Source organism: Mesorhizobium sp. CC13 (assembly GCF_039907765.1).
Lineage (GTDB): Bacteria > Pseudomonadota > Alphaproteobacteria > Rhizobiales > Rhizobiaceae > Aminobacter.
Genome location: NZ_JARDJI010000003.1, coordinates 202,785 through 218,523, shown reverse-complemented (window position 1 = coordinate 218,523; position 15,739 = coordinate 202,785). Strand labels below are relative to the sequence as shown.

Sequence of the window (15,739 nt, the reverse complement as noted above, 5' to 3'; positions counted from 1 at the left end):
GAAAGGTCAGTCCTTGTCGGCCTGGCCTTCGGCAAGTGCGAACAGCCGGTGCGGTTCGACCACGGTCACTTTCTGGCGGCCGCTCTTGACCAGTCCCTTCTCCTCCCAGGCGGTGAGGAGCCGGCTAACCGTGTGCAGCGTCGTGCCGGTCATCTCGGCGATATCCTGCCGCGAAATCGGGAAATCGATGAGGATGCCTTCCTCGGTCTTCCTGCCCGTCTGCTTGACCAGTCGCAGCAGGGCGTGGGCGACACGCTGCTCGACCTGCTCTGTGGCGAGTTCGACGACACGCGCCTGCGTTTCCTGGAGGCGGGCGCCGACCGTCCTGTAAGTGCCGGAACCGAAGTTCGGGAAGCTCGCCGCCATTTCCGGCCAGAGGCTGCCCGGCCAGGCGAGCACGACGCAATCGACGGCAGCGACAGCACTTGCCGGATAGGTGGTGCGCCCGAGCGCATGCGCAATGCCCATCAGTTCGCCCGGGCTGATGTAGCGGACGATCACCTGCTGGCCGTCAGGGGTAGTCTTGACCACGCGGACATGGCCGTCGAGCAGCAGGAAAAACGAATGCGCCTCGCCTTCCTGTTCGAAGACGGTCTGGTCCTTGGCGATGCGCAGCGATCGCGCTTTCTGGAGTATGCCGTCCAGGTCGGCCGGGGCCATTCCCTGGAATATCGGCATGCCGGCAATCAGCGAGCGATCTAGTCGGCTCAAGTGTCCCTCCTGGTCGGTGCACGAACCCAGTGCTCGAATTCACCAATCGCTGTCGAGCGCCAGAATGTCACAGGCCGGCGGACTGCGGCAAGCGGCGCGGAATTCCTGAAATTCCAGTCAAGTTTGCGTTGGATCAAAGTTCTCGACGCACCCGAGCCCTAGAGAGGGCCAACGGCTGGAGCCGTCATGCAAGGACAAAGGAAAAACACGATGAAACATGCAGTTGCCATTGTGGCCGCGTTTGCCGCCGCCCTCCTGACCGGTGCCGCCCAGGCAGCCGAGATCAAGATCGAGATGCTCAACAAGGGCGAGAAGGGTGCAATGGTATTCCAGCCCGATTTCGTCGTCGCGCAGCCTGGCGACACCATCACCTTCGTGCCCACCGACAAGTCGCACGACGCCGAGAGCATCAAGGACATGATCCCCGAGGGCGCCACGCCGTTCAAGGGCAAGATGAACGAGCAGATTTCCGTCACCCTCGACAAGGAGGGCGTCTACGGCGTCAAGTGCTCGCCGCACTATGGCATGGGCATGGTGGCGCTGATCGTGGTGGGCAAGCCGGCCAATCTCGAGCAGGCCAAGGCGGTCAAGCAGACCGGCAAGGCCAAGAAGGCATTCGAGGCGCTGCTGGCTCAGGTGCCCGCGGGCAACTGAGTCCCGGCGTTCACGCCGAACGGATTTTCAGAAACGGCCGGGTAGACAGGCTCTGCCCGGCCTTTGCTTTTCAAAGGAGTGCATCATGGCCATTCCTCGCGTCCGGCCGGGCAACTATCCTGCGATCCTGTCCTACGGGTTCCGACCGTTTTTCTTGCTCGGCTCGCTCTATGCCGGCCTCACCATCCTGGCGTGGCTGCCGATGCTTTCCGGTCGGCTCGAGACCGCGAGCGGCTTTGCGCCGGTCGACTGGCATATCCATGAGATGATCTTCGGATATGTCGCGGCCATCGTCACGGGGTTCCTGCTTACGGCCATCCCCAACTGGACCGGCCGGCTGCCGGTGCAAGGCCTGCCGCTGCTGGCTCTGGCGCTGCTCTGGCTGGCAGGCCGACTGGCGGTGTTCTTCTCGGACGATATCGGCTGGCTGGCCGCGGCCGTGATCGACAGCGCCTTCCTGCTTGCGGTCGCCGCGGCGGCCGCGGTCGAGATCGTCGCCGGCCGCAACTGGCGCAACCTCAAGGTGCTGGCGCCGGTGAGCGTCCTGTTCGCTGCCAATGTCATGTTCCATCTGGAAGTGCGCTTCGCGGGTGGTGCCGACATGGCGCGCAGGCTCGGCATCGGGGCCGCCGTCCTACTCGTCATGATCATCGGCGGGCGCATCATCCCGAGCTTCACCCGCAACTGGCTGGCGCGCCAGAATCCCGGCCGGCTGCCGGTGCCGTTCAATCGTTTCGACGCCGCGACCATCGTCTTCTCGGTGTTCGCAATCGCTGCCTGGACGTTTGCGCCCGACCACCTTGCGAGCGGAACATTGCTGCTGGGGGCAGGGGGGCTCAACATCGCAAGGCTTGGCCGCTGGGCCGGCGAGCGTAGCTGGCGCGATCCGCTGGTGATCATCCTGCATGTGGCCTATGCCTTCGTGCCGATAGGCTTCGTGCTGGCCGGCCTTGCGGCCCTCCTGCCCGATGCCGTGCCGCCGGCTGCCGGTCTGCATGCCTTCGGCACAGGGGCGATCGGGGCCATGACGCTGGCGGTGATGGCGCGGGCGACGCTCGGCCACACGGGCCGCGAGTTGCAAGCCAGCAATGCCACTTGCCTGGTCTTTGTTGCGATCGTCGTTTCGGCGGTGCTGCGTGTGGCGTATGCCTTCATGCCCGGGGCCACGGCGTTGCTGCACGCCTCGGCCGCAGCCTGGACGCTGGCTTTCCTCGGCTATGCCGCGCTCTATGGCGGCATGCTCGTGCGTCCGCGCCTGCGGCCTCGCCAGCCCAACCCGGCGCCGTCGCAGTGACGCTCGGATTTGCCTTGCGTTGGAATGAGAAAGGCCCGGATCTCAGACAGGAGGTCCGGGCCTTCATGTGAGCCAGGCTAGCCGGCTGCGCCGCGCCACAAGGCCTTGATAGCCGAGAGCATCGACGGACGCTCCTTGACCAGCCGGATACCGAGATTGTCGGGCGGCAGGCCGGCCGCGCAGCCGCCGCTCTTGCCGTCTCGGATGAAGAAGGACATGTAGCCGCGATGCTTGCCGCCGACGACGCGCACCCCGCAATTGTCGGTGCTGGTGTCGATGCGCCCACTCTCGTCGAGTGCCGCCCTGCGATAGCAGGTCGTGGTCCATTCCCAGACGTTGCCGCCGACATCATAGAGTCCGTTGGAGTTGGCGCCGAAATGGCCCTGCGGCCTGGGCTCGGGATCGCGCCCCCTGGCCGCCTCGGACTCGTTGCGATAGCGCGCCAGCCAGCGGGCGATGGTGTCGCCGTCCTCACCCAGCGTCTCGTCGCTGAAGCGTTCGGCCGCGGCGTAGGTCCATTCCTCGTCGGTAGGCAGCCGCCAGCTTTCTCCTGTCTGGTCCGACAGCCACTGCGCATAGGCGTTGGCATCGCGGAAGCTGATGCCCGTGGCCGGCAGGTTCCCGGCCTGATCGGCGGCGCCGTCGGCAGCGTCGCAGGCGCCGTCCGCGACGCAGAGCGCATAGTCGGCGGCGCTGACCTGATAGGTCATGATGTCGAACGAACGGCGGAACCGGATCTGGCTCTCCGGCGCATCCACGGGGCGCTCGGCGCTGAGGAATTCGCCCGGCAGCCTGTAGGCCAGCCGGCCCGGAGCAACGGCGACAGTCTGCGGGGACGCCAATGCAGGCATGGTCGCCGGCCCGACGGGTTCGCGGAAGGGCAGGTAGGTCGCCAGCGCGAGTGCCGGTAAGACGGCTGCCGTGGTCAGAAGCAAGCTGCCCAGTTTCATGGTTCGGCTCCTGTTTTTACCCGTTTCAAGAAAAAGGGCCCGCAGGCATGCCGGCGGGCCGAGTTGGACAGTGAAAGGTGCCCGCCGGTCAGTTGGTCGGGATCGGACCGGGTGCCTGGACCTGCTTCATCAGGTCGTCATTCCACTCGCCTTCGACCATCACATGGGCGGTTGCGCCGAGTTCGGCCGCCTCGATCAGGTTGTGGTTGACGTAGGCGTAGACCCCGGGCTGCAGGAAGGTGTAGAGCGCAGCTCCCGCCGATCCGCCACGGATGAACCAGGTCTCGAGATCCTTGGCGGGCGCGTTGTTGAACTTGCCTTCCTCCCAGACATGGTCGCCATGGCCGCCGATGAGGTGGGGCCTGGTGTCCCTGTTGGCCTGGGCATGCACGAACAGCACCGTTTCGCCGACCTTGGCCTTGAGCGCATGGTCGCCGGTCAGCGCGCCGACCTTGCCGTTGAAGACGACGTGGGTCGGGATCAGGCCGCGCATCACCTTCAGCGTATCGTCATAGCTGTCGCCCAGGGACTCATACTTCTTGTACTTGCCGTTCTCGTCGCGGGGGACGTAGAGGTCGTGCTCGCCGATATAGAAGATGCGATCGTATTTCAGCGGCTTGCCATTCTCGTCCTTCAACCCGTCGCGCGGCAGCACCATGACCGCGCCGCTCATGCCCGAGACCACGTGCCAGGGGATCATGCCCGTCGGTGCGCAGTGGTAGACGAAGGTGCCGGTGCGGGTCGCCTTCCAGCGCAGCACCGCCTGCTCGCCCGGATTGACGTGGGTCAGCGCACCGCCGCCCAACGCGCCGGTGGCGGCGTGGAAGTCGATGTTGTGCGGCATCTCGTTGGTCTCGGGATTGACCAGCGTGAGTTCCACATAGTCGCCCTCATGCACGATCATCAGCGGTCCGGGCATGGAGCCTTCATAGGTCATGGCCCTGAGCGTCGTGCCCTCGCCGTCGATCACCATCGGCTGCTCCTTGATGGTCATCCGGTACTCGATGACCTTCGGACCGCCCTTGGCGACCTGGTCGTGGGGGTGGGCGAAAGGCGGGGCAACGAGGTCGACCTTGACCCGCGGCAGGCCGGCGATATCGGCTGCGCGGGCCTGAGCCAGCGCGGGCGTGGCGATGATCGAGCCCAGGATCGCGGCCGCTGCCGCACCTGTGGCCGTACCCAAGAGTGCTTCGCGTCGCGTCAACATTTCTAGATCTCCTTCTGGCGTGACGTTGCCTGTTGTTACGATCCAGAGACTAGAGGCGTGTCGGCAACCCTTCTTTGTTGCAGCGCAAACAGATGTTGCGGTGCGACATTTTGGCAGGTGAGCGGCGAATACTTGGCGCGCAGGCATGCAACCGCCGCCGAGCGAAAAGGCTCGGCTGCTGCCAAGCATCCAGCGACTAGCAGGGCTCGGAGACGGATTTGAGCGATGCGAGCAGGGCTTGCTCGAAGGCAATGTGCCGGCGGACGCCGAGGAAATAGGCGCGAAGCATGTAACCGGTCGCCTCATGCGAACCTATGGCTCGGCCACGGGAAATGCTGACGAGCGCACGGACGATCCCGGCAGCCGCCGAGCGGTCCTGCTCATGTTCCTCGCGCAGCCTGGCGGTGATCATCGTGCCGGCTTGCTCGGCAAGCAGGGGAAACAAGTCACTTTCTTCGCGCCGGTTGACGACCGCAACTGTCGTGTCGAGTTCGCTGGCCAGCCGCCTGCAGAACCGCCGATCGGGCTTGGGCAAGGTGTCGGCGACCGTCTCGAGGTCGTCGCAGATCCGAAGCATCTTGCCATAGAGGCGTTCAAGTGCGGCGAGGTCGTCCGATGCCGTTGAGTGGTTCATCGCCGCGGCCTGCAGTCAGTTCTACTGGTTGAGGAATAGAATGGCCGCGATCGCGATCGAGGCGAGCACGGCGGAAGCCGCTCCGGTGCGCTGCAGGACGCCCATGCGATAGAGCAGCAGTGCGAAGCCGACGATGATCGGCGTGGCGACCGACAGGCCGAATTGTGCGTTGCTCATCGCGGGGCTCCGAGGCGGTTGAAATTGTCACGTCGCGATCGTGCAGGTTTTTCGTCCCCGCTACCTTGTGCAATCGCAAAGAAGCCCGGCGAGGTCATGCCTAATAAGCGGCATGGACATGACGGTTTCGACGAGCCGGCAGGAAGAAGAGGCGCCGGACGCCGGAGATTTCCTGCTTTGGATATTGGTGTGGAGCGAGCTTGCCGCATTCGGCATCCTGCTCGTTGCCTTCATGGTCGCCGGCATCGTCCAGCCGGACCAGTTCGCGGCGGCGCGGCAGCATCTCAATGCCCCGCTCGCTGCTGTGAACACAGCAGTGCTTCTCACCAGCGGCTGGCAGGCGGCGCGCGCGGCGCGTCCGGATGCCTCGCGCGGGGAGGCGCGGCTGGCGCTGGTGCTTGCGGCACTGCTCGGCTTCCTGTTCGTCGTAATCAAGCTGTTCGAATATGGTGGCGAGATCGGTCACGCCGGCGACGAGGGCTACGGCGTGTTCTTCGAACTCTACTTCCTGCTCACCGGCTTCCACCTGCTGCACGTGTTGTTCGGCGCGCAGGTGCTTCTGCTGGTCGGCTGGCGGATGGAGAGGTCGAACGTGATCCTCATCACCACGCTCTGGCACGTGTTCGATCTGATCTGGATCGTCATGTTCCCGATCGTCTACCTGGCGTGACCGGCATGACTGACGGATCCAACCGACAATTGCTGCGGACCTGGCTGACGCTGATCGTGCTCACCGGCGCGAGCGTGCTTGCGGTTCGCTACGGAGGCAACGCCGCTGGGCTGGCGCTGGTGCTCTGCTTTGCCCTTTTCAAGGCCCGCTTCGTCATCCTCGACTTTATGAATCTGCGGCGGCAGGCGGCGATGCGGCGCGCGCTGACAGGCTGGTGCCTGGTGCTTGCCGTCTCGGCCGCCGCCAAGGCCTTGTTCGCCGCCACCCTCGGCTGAGCCGCTTTGTTTGCCAAATCGCAAAGAACGCCTTCCCCAAACCCATAGAAGGTTCCGAACCGGGACGGCTTCCGGAGACTGGTGGCCAGCCGCGGGGATGAATCGATCGGACAATTCCGCCTCGCGGAAATCTGACTGGAAAGGATCGCGTGATGGCAGAACGCCTCACCAAAACGGGGGCTCGGAACGTCTTCTACGGCGGTTCGTTCTTCTTCTTCGCAATTTTTGTGGGGCTAACCGCCCATAGCCATTTCTACATGCGGACGACCTCGACGGACGAAACGACGCTGACGGACTCGGTCGCGCGCGGGAAGCACGTCTGGGAGAAGAACTCTTGCATCAACTGTCACACGATCCTGGGCGAGGGCGCCTATTTCGCGCCCGAACTCGGCAATGTGTGGAAGCGCTACGGCGGCGAAGCCGATCCCGAGAGTGCCCGCGAGACGTTCAAGGCATGGATGGCCGCCCAGCCTTCGGGGATCGAGGGACGGCGCCAGATGCCGCAGTTCAACCTGACCGACCAGGAACTCAACGACCTCGCCGACTTCCTCGAATGGACCAGCCGCATCAAGACCCAGAACTGGCCGCCGAACGAGGCCGGCTGAACGCCAGGAGAGAGACATGAAATACCAAACGCAAAAGGTCGCGATGACCTATTTCTACGGTGCGCTTGTGCTGTTCCTGGCCCAGGTCGCCTTCGGCGTGCTCGCCGGCACCATCTATGTCTTGCCCAATACGCTCTCCGAGCTTCTGCCGTTCAATATCATCCGCATGATCCACACCAACGCGCTGGTGGTGTGGCTGCTGATGGGCTTCATGGGCGCGACCTATTACCTGCTACCGGAGGAGGCCGAGACGGAACTGTTCAGCCCGAAGCTGGCGATCGTGCAGTTCTGGATGTTCTTCGTCGCGGCGGGCGTCGCCGTGGTCGGCTACCTGTTTAGGATACACGAGGGCCGCGAGTTCCTCGAGCAGCCCTTCGTCATCAAGGTGGGCATCGTCGTCGTGGTGCTGATGTTCCTTTTCAACATCACCATGACGTCGCTGAAGGGCCGCAAGACCACGGTCACCAACATCCTGCTCTTCGGACTGTGGGCGCTGGCGATCTTCTTCCTGTTCTCCTTCTACAACCCGTCCAACCTCGCGCTCGACAAGATGTACTGGTGGTACGTCATCCACCTCTGGGTCGAAGGCGTGTGGGAGCTGATCATGGCGTCGGTGCTGGCGTTCCTGATGATCAAGCTCAACGGCGTCGACCGCGAGGTGGTCGAGAAGTGGCTCTACATCATCGTCGGCCTCGCCCTGTTCTCAGGCATCCTCGGCACCGGCCACCACTACTACTGGATCGGCGCGCCCGGCTATTGGCAGTGGATCGGCTCGCTGTTCTCGACGCTCGAAGTGGCGCCGTTCTTCTCGATGGTGGTGTTCACCTTCCACATGACCTGGAAGGCAGGCCGCAACCATCCCAACAAGGCCGCCCTGCTGTGGTCCATCGGCTGCTCGGTCATGGCCTTCTTCGGCGCCGGCGTCTGGGGCTTCCTGCACACGCTGTCCTCGGTGAACTACTATACCCACGGCACGCAGGTGACGGCTGCCCACGGACACCTCGCCTTCTTCGGCGCCTATGTGATGCTCAACCTGGCGATGATGGCCTACGCCATCCCCGAGATTAAGGGCCGCGCGCCCTACAATCAGTGGCTCTCCGTCGCGAGCTTCTGGATGATGGTCACGGCCATGTCGGTGATGACCTTCGCGCTGACCTTCGCCGGCGTCGTCCAGGTGCATCTCCAGCGCGTGCTGGGCGAGAGCTACATGGACGTCCAGGATCAGCTCGCCCTGTTCTACTGGGTGCGCCTCGGTTCCGGTGTCGTCGTGGTCGTCTCGGCGCTGCTGTTCATGTGGGCCGTGCTCGTGCCGAGTCGCGAGCGCAGCGAGAAGCCCGCCCGGGTCCTGCAGCCCGCCGAATAGAGCCGTCGCATGGCCCCGGAATCGCCGGGGCCATGCACCCACTGCCTGTTTCCCGCGGAGTTCCCCCAATGACCGTCGCCCCAATCGCCACCAAGGTGCCCAATGTCCGCCCCATCGCCGACAGCCCCGCCTACTACAGCCCGTCGGGCAACGAATGCAGCCTGTTCGAGCGTGCCTGGGCGCGACGGCTGCCGCTGCTGCTGAAAGGTCCGACCGGCTGCGGCAAGACCCGCTTCGTCAGCCACATGGCGGCCAGGCTCGGCCTGCCGCTTTCCACTGTCTCCTGCCATGACGATCTCGCTGCCGCCGATCTCACTGGCCGTTACCTCCTGATGGGCGGCGACACCGTCTGGGTCGACGGACCGCTCACCCGTGCGGTTCGCGAAGGCGGCATCTGCTACCTCGACGAGATTGTCGAGGCGCGCAAGGACGTCGCCGTGGTGCTACATCCCTTGACCGACGATCGCCGCATCCTGCCGCTGGAACGCACCGGCGAGCAGCTGACGGCGCCGGTGAGTTTCATGCTCGTCGTGTCCTACAACCCGGGCTACCAGAATCTGCTGAAGAGCCTGAAGCCGAGCACCCGCCAGCGCTTCGTCGCCATCGAGTTCGATTTCCTGCCCAAGGCCGAGGAGATCGCCGTCGTGTCGACCGAGAGCAGATTGGCCGAAAGTCAGGTCGCGCCGCTGGTCGAGCTGGCGCGGCGCATTCGGGCCCTCAAGGGCCACGACCTCGAGGAGGGGGCGTCGACCCGCCTGCTCGTCTACTGCGCCAGCCTCATCGAGGCCGGCCTGCCCCTGCGCGAAGCCGTACTTGCGGCGCTGATCGAGCCGCTGACCGACGAGCCCGACGTCAAGACGGCGCTGGTCGAGTTGGCCGACTCCCTGATCCGCTGAGGCGCGGCCATGCTGGATTTCCTCGAACTCGAAGAGACGGTCGGCCGCGCCTGGCACCGCCTCATCGGGCATGTGCAGACCTGGCCGCGCCATCCGGAACATGCAGTGCACCTGGCTGCCATGCAGCCGGTGCTGGCCATCTGCTTCCGGGGCTTCGGCGGTGAGGGTGCGGTCCAGATCGCGACGGTGCGCGGCAGGACCTCGGGCCATCGCCTCGGCTGGCGGCAGCGCATGGGGCTCGGCGAGGAAAAGCTCGTCCAGCCCGCGCGCGATGGCTCCTCCCTGATGCTGCCAGCGGTGATCGACCTGTTCCCCGACAAGGCACTCAACCGCGACCTCTATGTCTGGCTGGCTGCCTACATGGCGGTCATGCCGCTGGACCCCATCGCGGAAACGACGGATCCCTTGCTGCGCGACCTTGCAGCGCTGCGGCGGGCGGAGGCGACGGCTGCCAGCGTGATCGCGAGCTTTCCGGGGCTTGGCCGCCGCTACCGGCACCTGGCGGCGGCAACGCTTGCCGCGCGCCATCGCGGTCCGTTGCCGTCGGTCGAGGCGCAGGTCGAGGTACGCATCGCGAGCCTTCTCAGGAAAGGGGCGCAAGAAGCCGACGACGCGCTGCCGCTGATCTTCCCGCACCGCGCCCCGGCGGGGTACCTGCCAATGCTTCCGGTGCCGCTCTGGCCCGATGCCTTGCTCCGCCAGGAAACAGCGCCCCGCCGCGGCGAGGACGAGCCCGTCATTGGTGGAAAGGACGTCGCCGGTGCCGAAACGGAGCGCCAGGTCGCAGTTCGCGAGAACCAGGAGGCACGCAAGGACGAACGCAGCCCCTTCATCCTCAACCGCTTCGAGAAGATCCTGGCGATGGCGGAGATGGTCAATGTCGACCGGCCCTCGGACGACAGCGATGACGATGCCAAGGCTGCTGAGGATCTCGACGACATGACGCTGGGCGAGCGCAAGGGCCGGCCGGCGTCGCGCTTCCGCTTCGATCTCGACCTCCCGCCCGAGGCGCTGGACCGCACGCCGCTGACGGCGGAATGCACCTATCCGGAATGGGATTTCCGCACCGGCACATACCTTTCCGATCACTGTCGGGTATTGGCCGCACCGGCCGCGATCCTTGGAACCGTCGGCGAGCCCGATGTCGAGACCAGGCGCCTCATCCGGCGCGTGCGCCGCCAGTTCGAGGTGCTCAGGCCGCGCCGCGAGATGCTGCGCACCCAGCTCGACGGCATCGATCTCGACCTCGACGCGGTGGTGCGGGCCCGTTGCGATCTCGCCGCCGGCGGCCAGGGCAGCGACCGCATCCACCTGATGAGCCGGCCCCAGGCACACGATCTGGCGGTTACCATCCTCGTCGACGTGTCGCTCTCGACGGATGCCTGGTTCGACAACCGCCGGGTGCTCGACGTCGAGAAGGAGGCGCTGCTGATCCTGGCCAACGGGCTTGCCGCCTGCGGCGACAACCATGCGATCCTGACCTTCACCTCGCGTCGCCGCGACTGGGTGCGCATCGAGACGGTGAAGGCCTTCGACGAGCCTATGGGTGTCACGGTCGAGGCCCGCATCGCTGCCCTCAAGCCGGGCTACTACACCCGCATCGGCGCGGCTATCAGGCATGCAGCGGCGGAGCTGGCAAGGCAGCCGAACCGCAAGAGGCTGCTTCTGGTGCTGACCGACGGCAAGCCCAACGACATCGACCACTATGAGGGCCGCTTCGCGCTGGAGGACAGCCGCCGTGCCGTGATCGAGGCACGACGCAGCGGCCTCGGTGTGTTCGGCGTTACGGTCGACCGGGAGGCGAAATCCTACATACCGGCGCTGTTTGGCCAGAACGGCTACGCCGTGGTCGGCAACATAGCGAAGCTGCCGGCAGCTCTTCCCGCCGTCTATCGCAGCCTTGCAGGTTAGGGGAACAAGGCTGTGATGGCGGAAGGCCCGGCGCTCCCACGCCGGGCCTTTTCGCTTCCTGATCGGCGGTCAGGCCGCCTTGCTATGCGTCCGGGTCGAATGGTCGATATAGGCGTCGAAGGCGGCGGCGACGGCGCGGATGACGAAGCGATGTTCCCGGCTGACGCGCAACACGCCGTCGGCAATGGTGAGCACTCCGTCACCGGCCAATTCGGCCAGCCTGTCGTTGCCGGCGAGCAGTCCCGAAACGTCGACGCCATGGACCCTGCAGATGGCTCCGATGTCGGCGCTGAAATCGCACATCAGGCGTTCGATGATCTCGGCCCGCAGCCGGTCTTCTTCCGTCAGGCGATAGCCCTTGGCGGTTGCCAGCCGACCGGAGGCGATGTGCTGGGCGTAGAGACCGGGCGCCACCTCGTTCTGCACGTAGCCGTCCTTCATGCGCCCGATGGCCGATGCACCAAAGCCGATCAGCGTCTCGCAACTGTCCGTCGTGTAGCCCTGGAAATTGCGCCTGAGCCGTCCCGCTTGCTGAAACCGCACGAGGTCGTCGCCCGGCAGCGCGAAATGGTCGAGACCGATCTGCCTGTAGCCTGCGGCGACCAGCGTCTCGGCGATCGCCTCGGCCTGTTCGTTGCGCGCTGCGCCATCGGGCAGGGCGGCCTCGTCGATCATCCGCTGGTGCTTCTTGAAGGATGGGATGTGCGCATAGCCGAACACCGCGAAGCGGTCCGGCAGCATGGCGATGGCCGCATTGGCCGTGTCGATGCAAGACTGCACCGTCTGGTGCGGCAGGCCGTAGATCAGGTCGAAATTGATGCCGCCGACCCCGGCGCGGCGGAGATTGTCGGTGGCCTCTGCCGTCTGCTTCTCGGTCTGGATGCGGTTGATCGCCTTCTGCACCACAGGATCGAAGCTCTGAACGCCGAGGCTGGCGCGGGTGACGCCCGCCGCGCCCAGCGCCTGCGCCATCTCGGCCGTCAGTCGGCGCGGGTCGATCTCGACGGCGATACCTGTCGTGTCGGAGAAATCGTAGTGTTCGCGCAGCAGCGCCATCAGCGAGAGGAATTCCGCCGGCTCCATGATGGTCGGCGTGCCGCCGCCGAAATGCACCTCGCCCACCGGCAGGCGATGCGGGATGCGCCCCGCCACCATGCGGATCTCGTCGCGCAGCACGGTGAGATAGTCGAGGATCGGCTGGTCCTGTCTCGTGATCGTGGTGTGGCAGCCGCAGTACCAGCACATCGACCGGCAGAACGGGATGTGCAGGTAGAGCGACACCGGGTCGCCGGCGGGCAGCTGGCCGAGCCAGTCGCCATAGGAACCGGCTCCGATGGCTGGCGAAAAACGTGGGGCCGTCGGATAGCTCGTATAGCGGGGCAGGCGCGCCTCGCCGTACTTCTCCAGGATGGTTGCGGGCATGGCATTTCCAGTTCTGTCGCGTTTGCCTTGCGACGGTTCTAGTCCCAAGGCCGTCCGGCCTCTTTGCGAAATGCCAAGCAGGTGCCGTTTCCCGGATTTGTTTGCGTTTCGGCAATCTCGCCGCCCGCCCTCCGCCTTAGGGTCCCCGCGTCGGGGGGGAGGGCGGCCGCTGCTCCCGGCTTTCCCTTTTCGGGCCGAAGGACAGAAAACACATGGCAACCGCCGAAGCTGGAACCATCTCCGTCATCGATGTCAGGACCATTCCACGGATGGAGCGTCATCCGAGGATATTCGCCATGGTCGATGCGCTGGCCCCCGGCGCCGCCTTCGTCATCGCCAGCGACCACGACCCGCGACCGCTGCACTACCAGCTCGAAATGGCGTTTCCCGGCCAGCTCACCTGGGAGTACCTGGAACAGGGGCCGGAGGTCTGGCGTGTCGAGGTCGGCCGCAAGGACGGTTCGGGTTGCGACTGCTGCTGCGGTAGCCGCTGACCGGGCGCCGCCGGTTGTCTCAGGGCATGGCGACCGGCTGGCAGCCGGGCTTGCCGTGGAAGAAGCCGTCCACCATGCGCCCAGGCAGCTCGAGGCAGGACAGCAGGAAGCGCGCTCCATCGGCGTCCTCGTTGCCGTCGATAAGGTCGCGATAGACCTTCGCTACTGCGACCATGTCGCAGGTCTGCGGCGACAGCCTCAGCCGCCTGATGCCGATGGCTGCCAGCTTCTCGGGCGTGGGGCAGGCGGCCTGAACCTGGTTGGACAGCGTCTGCACGCCGTTGATGGCCAGGAATTCCTGGTCCTCGGCGGTGTCCACCGCCAGCCCGTCGAGATCCTTCTCGCAGGTGAAGCGACACGAATCCTTGTGCAGGCCGTGCAGCCGCGCGTGGTAGCAGCGCCCCGACAGCGCCAGCGGCAGGCGCCCGAATGCGAAGACCTCGAACTCCGCTTCCGGGCAGGCGCGCGCAAGGCTGCCGATACTGGCCAGAGACAGTTCCACCGGCGGGCAGATCGTCAGGGCGCCCTGGCCGATGAGGTAACGCGCCGTCCCCTCGTTGTAGACGTTGATGAAGGGACCGGCGACGAAGGATTGGCCGCGCCTGCTGGGCAGGGCCGTCAGGTCGTTGATCTCGACCATGCGGGTGTCATGACAGAGTTCCCTGACGACCTTGCATTCGCGTACGTTTGCGGGGGCGGCGAGCGTGGACAGCACTACCTCCTTGCCGCCTCGTTCCAGCCGCTCGATGACATCCGGCCAGACCGGATCGGAGAACGGCAGCCGCTTGCCGCAAACGACCTCGCCTACGTGCACCCGGTCGACCGGCGCCTCGTCGGCGATGCGCCTATAGAAATCTTTGAGGCGCTCGGCAGGCCAGTGGTAAAAAACCGGTCCCAGGGTCAGTTTCGTCGGCCACATCGGTCTATCTCCACGTTTTTCGGTAGGCGCCAGCCGTCTGCCTGCCGCCTTCCGACATGCCGGCCAGGATGCGGTCGATCTCGATGGCGTCGCCGCCGGTCTCCACCGCGTCGACCGCGCGGCGGAAGGCGCTCACGACCTCCGTGACGTAGCCCTTGCCGCGCTGGCGTCCTTCGATCTTCAGCGCCGTCACGCCTGCCGATTTCAGGCCCGCTAGCATGGAGCCGGCATTCAGGCTGACCGGGTCCTCGAAGAGGTAGGAGGTCCTGTCGCCGGCCTTGAAGCGGCCCTTGCAGAGTGTCGGGTAGCCGGCCGGTTCGCCGGGCGCATAGCGGTCGATGGCAAAGCCCGCGAGCCGGGCGGTGGTGCCGCTGCCGTCCTCGACATAGTTCACCCACTCCGGCGGCGAGCAGACGCCGTTGAGATTGGGCGATTTGCCGGTGGCATAAGACGAGAGGTAGCAGCGGCCCTCGACCATCACGCAGAGGCCACCGAAGACGAAGGCTTCGGTTTCCACGTCGATCTGCTTGTTGAGCGCTGCGATCTCCTGGATCGACAGAACGCGTGGCAGCACCACGCGGCGCACGCCGAAGGCCTCGGCGTAGAAGCCGATCGATTCGGGCGTCGCCGCGGCGGCCTGCACGGACAGGTGCAGCCGGACGTCGTGGTTCTGTGCCACATGGTCGAGTACGGCGATGTCTGCTGCGATGATGGCGTCGGCGCCGCTGATTACCGCGTCATCGACCGCCTTGCGCCAGAGATCGACGCGGCCGGCCTGCGCGAAGGTGTTGATCGCGACCAGCACCTTCTTGCCATGCGCGTGAGCTAAGCGCGCGCCCTCGGCGAGCTCCTCGGTCGAGAAGTTCAGGCCCGGGAAATTGCGCGCATTCGTCTCGTTGCGGAAACCGCAATAGATAGAATCCGCGCCGGCGAGTACGGCCGCCCTCAGCGTTGCCGGCGTGCCGGCAGGGCAGACGAGCTCCATGCGTCCGGGGTCGCTCATGCTTCCGCCTTCGAATGGACGGCGGTTCGTTCGGCCAGATGGCGCGCCGCGCTCAGGCCGGCTAGCACGCCTGCATCGGCCAGTCGCGCCAGGGTGCCGTGCAGCCCAAGCAGGTCGGACGGGCGCAGTTCGGCGTCCTCGATGGCATTGCGCAGGGCGACCACGGCCTCGGTGCGGCCGCTGACCGAGAGCACCCGATGGAAGAACAGGGCATCGCCGTCGAGTGTGCCGTCAAGCAAGCCGAGCAGCATCAGGATCGGCCCCTTGATGGTGACGTCGGCCGTTGCGGGATCGTCCCTGCCGACGACCCGGACGAACGCCATTGCACCGTCCGGCACGACGATGAACGAAAAGGCCAGGTCGTTGGGATCGATGCGGTAGCTCGCCCCGCGGTGATCGCCGAGCCGGTCGAACAGCTGCGGCCGCCGCCGGGCCAGCGAACGCAGCGATAGCGTCAGCATCGGTCCGAGCGGCCGGCCCATGAAGCTCGGTATCAGGCGCCGCACGAATGCCGGCAATTGTCCTTCGGCGACCAAGTCCGGCGCTCCGTTCTT

18 protein-coding genes are annotated in these 15,739 nt (G+C 65.6%); 9 read left to right on the top strand and 9 right to left on the bottom strand.

Annotated features, from left to right (window positions below; genetic code table 11):
• Positions 1-6 precede the first annotated feature (6 nt).
• The gene (locus PV773_RS06895; protein ID WP_347965629.1) at positions 7-711 is read right to left on the bottom strand and encodes a Crp/Fnr family transcriptional regulator; all 705 of its coding nucleotides are present in this window, start codon (positions 709-711) and stop codon (positions 7-9) included.
• 210 nt (positions 712-921) lie between these two features.
• Between PV773_RS06895 and PV773_RS06890 the strand changes: the two genes are divergently transcribed.
• Entirely contained in the window at positions 922-1,365 is a 444-nt protein-coding gene (locus tag PV773_RS06890; protein ID WP_347965628.1) for a pseudoazurin, read from the top strand.
• Positions 1,366-1,450: 85 nt separating this feature from the next.
• Entirely contained in the window at positions 1,451-2,659 is a 1,209-nt protein-coding gene (locus PV773_RS06885) for an NnrS family protein (RefSeq protein WP_347965627.1), read from the top strand.
• Positions 2,660-2,736: 77 nt separating this feature from the next.
• On the opposite strand, the gene PV773_RS06880 is transcribed toward PV773_RS06885, so the two are convergent.
• The 4 genes from PV773_RS06880 to PV773_RS06865 form a co-directional block, all read right to left on the bottom strand.
• Positions 2,737-3,609: an SUMF1/EgtB/PvdO family nonheme iron enzyme gene (locus PV773_RS06880; protein ID WP_347965626.1), complete on the bottom strand. Its 873-nt coding sequence runs from the start codon at positions 3,607-3,609 to the stop codon at positions 2,737-2,739.
• Positions 3,610-3,697: 88 nt separating this feature from the next.
• The gene (nirK, locus tag PV773_RS06875) at positions 3,698-4,816 is read right to left on the bottom strand and encodes a copper-containing nitrite reductase (protein ID WP_347965625.1); all 1,119 of its coding nucleotides are present in this window, start codon (positions 4,814-4,816) and stop codon (positions 3,698-3,700) included.
• A 196-nt stretch (positions 4,817-5,012) separates the two neighbouring features.
• Positions 5,013-5,450, bottom strand: a complete 438-nt coding sequence (locus PV773_RS06870; RefSeq protein ID WP_347965624.1) for a hemerythrin domain-containing protein — start codon at positions 5,448-5,450, stop codon at positions 5,013-5,015.
• A 21-nt stretch (positions 5,451-5,471) separates the two neighbouring features.
• Positions 5,472-5,627 (bottom strand): hypothetical protein, encoded by a 156-nt coding sequence (locus PV773_RS06865; RefSeq protein ID WP_347965623.1) that lies wholly within the window; start codon positions 5,625-5,627, stop codon positions 5,472-5,474.
• Positions 5,628-5,739: 112 nt separating this feature from the next.
• Between PV773_RS06865 and PV773_RS06860 the strand changes: the two genes are divergently transcribed.
• From PV773_RS06860 to PV773_RS06835, 6 genes are all read left to right on the top strand, one after another.
• On the top strand, positions 5,740-6,297 hold the full coding sequence (locus tag PV773_RS06860; protein ID WP_347965622.1) for a cytochrome c oxidase subunit 3: 558 nt from the start codon (positions 5,740-5,742) through the stop codon (positions 6,295-6,297).
• Between the two features lie 5 nt (positions 6,298-6,302).
• A complete protein-coding gene (locus PV773_RS06855; RefSeq protein WP_347965621.1) occupies positions 6,303-6,572 on the top strand; it encodes a cytochrome C oxidase subunit IV family protein in 270 nt (89 codons plus the stop codon).
• A 152-nt stretch (positions 6,573-6,724) separates the two neighbouring features.
• Positions 6,725-7,177 carry a cytochrome c gene (locus tag PV773_RS06850; RefSeq protein WP_347965620.1) on the top strand — a complete coding sequence of 151 codons (453 nt, stop codon included), beginning with the start codon at positions 6,725-6,727 and terminating at the stop codon, positions 7,175-7,177.
• Positions 7,178-7,193: 16 nt separating this feature from the next.
• On the top strand, positions 7,194-8,540 hold the full coding sequence (locus PV773_RS06845) for a cbb3-type cytochrome c oxidase subunit I (protein WP_347965619.1): 1,347 nt from the start codon (positions 7,194-7,196) through the stop codon (positions 8,538-8,540).
• 68 nt (positions 8,541-8,608) lie between these two features.
• Positions 8,609-9,436 (top strand): CbbQ/NirQ/NorQ/GpvN family protein, encoded by an 828-nt coding sequence (locus tag PV773_RS06840; protein ID WP_347965618.1) that lies wholly within the window; start codon positions 8,609-8,611, stop codon positions 9,434-9,436.
• Between the two features lie 9 nt (positions 9,437-9,445).
• Positions 9,446-11,347 carry a nitric oxide reductase activation protein NorD gene (locus PV773_RS06835; protein ID WP_347965617.1) on the top strand — a complete coding sequence of 634 codons (1,902 nt, stop codon included), beginning with the start codon at positions 9,446-9,448 and terminating at the stop codon, positions 11,345-11,347.
• A gap of 69 nt (positions 11,348-11,416) precedes the next feature.
• Here the strand turns inward: PV773_RS06835 and hemN are convergent, their stop codons facing one another.
• A complete protein-coding gene (hemN, locus tag PV773_RS06830; RefSeq protein ID WP_347965616.1) occupies positions 11,417-12,769 on the bottom strand; it encodes an oxygen-independent coproporphyrinogen III oxidase in 1,353 nt (450 codons plus the stop codon).
• 212 nt (positions 12,770-12,981) lie between these two features.
• Here hemN and PV773_RS06825 point away from each other — a divergent pair, with 212 nt between their 5' ends.
• Positions 12,982-13,263: a DUF2249 domain-containing protein gene (locus PV773_RS06825; RefSeq protein ID WP_347965615.1), complete on the top strand. Its 282-nt coding sequence runs from the start codon at positions 12,982-12,984 to the stop codon at positions 13,261-13,263.
• A gap of 19 nt (positions 13,264-13,282) precedes the next feature.
• Here the strand turns inward: PV773_RS06825 and PV773_RS06820 are convergent, their stop codons facing one another.
• From PV773_RS06820 to PV773_RS06810, 3 genes are read right to left on the bottom strand one after another with little or no spacing between them, the layout of a single operon-like run.
• The gene (locus PV773_RS06820) at positions 13,283-14,182 is read right to left on the bottom strand and encodes a U32 family peptidase (RefSeq protein ID WP_347965614.1); all 900 of its coding nucleotides are present in this window, start codon (positions 14,180-14,182) and stop codon (positions 13,283-13,285) included.
• 4 nt (positions 14,183-14,186) lie between these two features.
• Complete coding sequence (locus tag PV773_RS06815; protein WP_347965613.1) at positions 14,187-15,185, bottom strand: peptidase U32 family protein; 999 nt, start codon at positions 15,183-15,185, stop codon at positions 14,187-14,189.
• Positions 15,182-15,721 (bottom strand): SCP2 sterol-binding domain-containing protein, encoded by a 540-nt coding sequence (locus tag PV773_RS06810; protein WP_347965612.1) that lies wholly within the window; start codon positions 15,719-15,721, stop codon positions 15,182-15,184. Before PV773_RS06810 ends, PV773_RS06815 begins: the two co-directional genes overlap by 4 nt.
• Positions 15,722-15,739 lie beyond the last annotated feature (18 nt).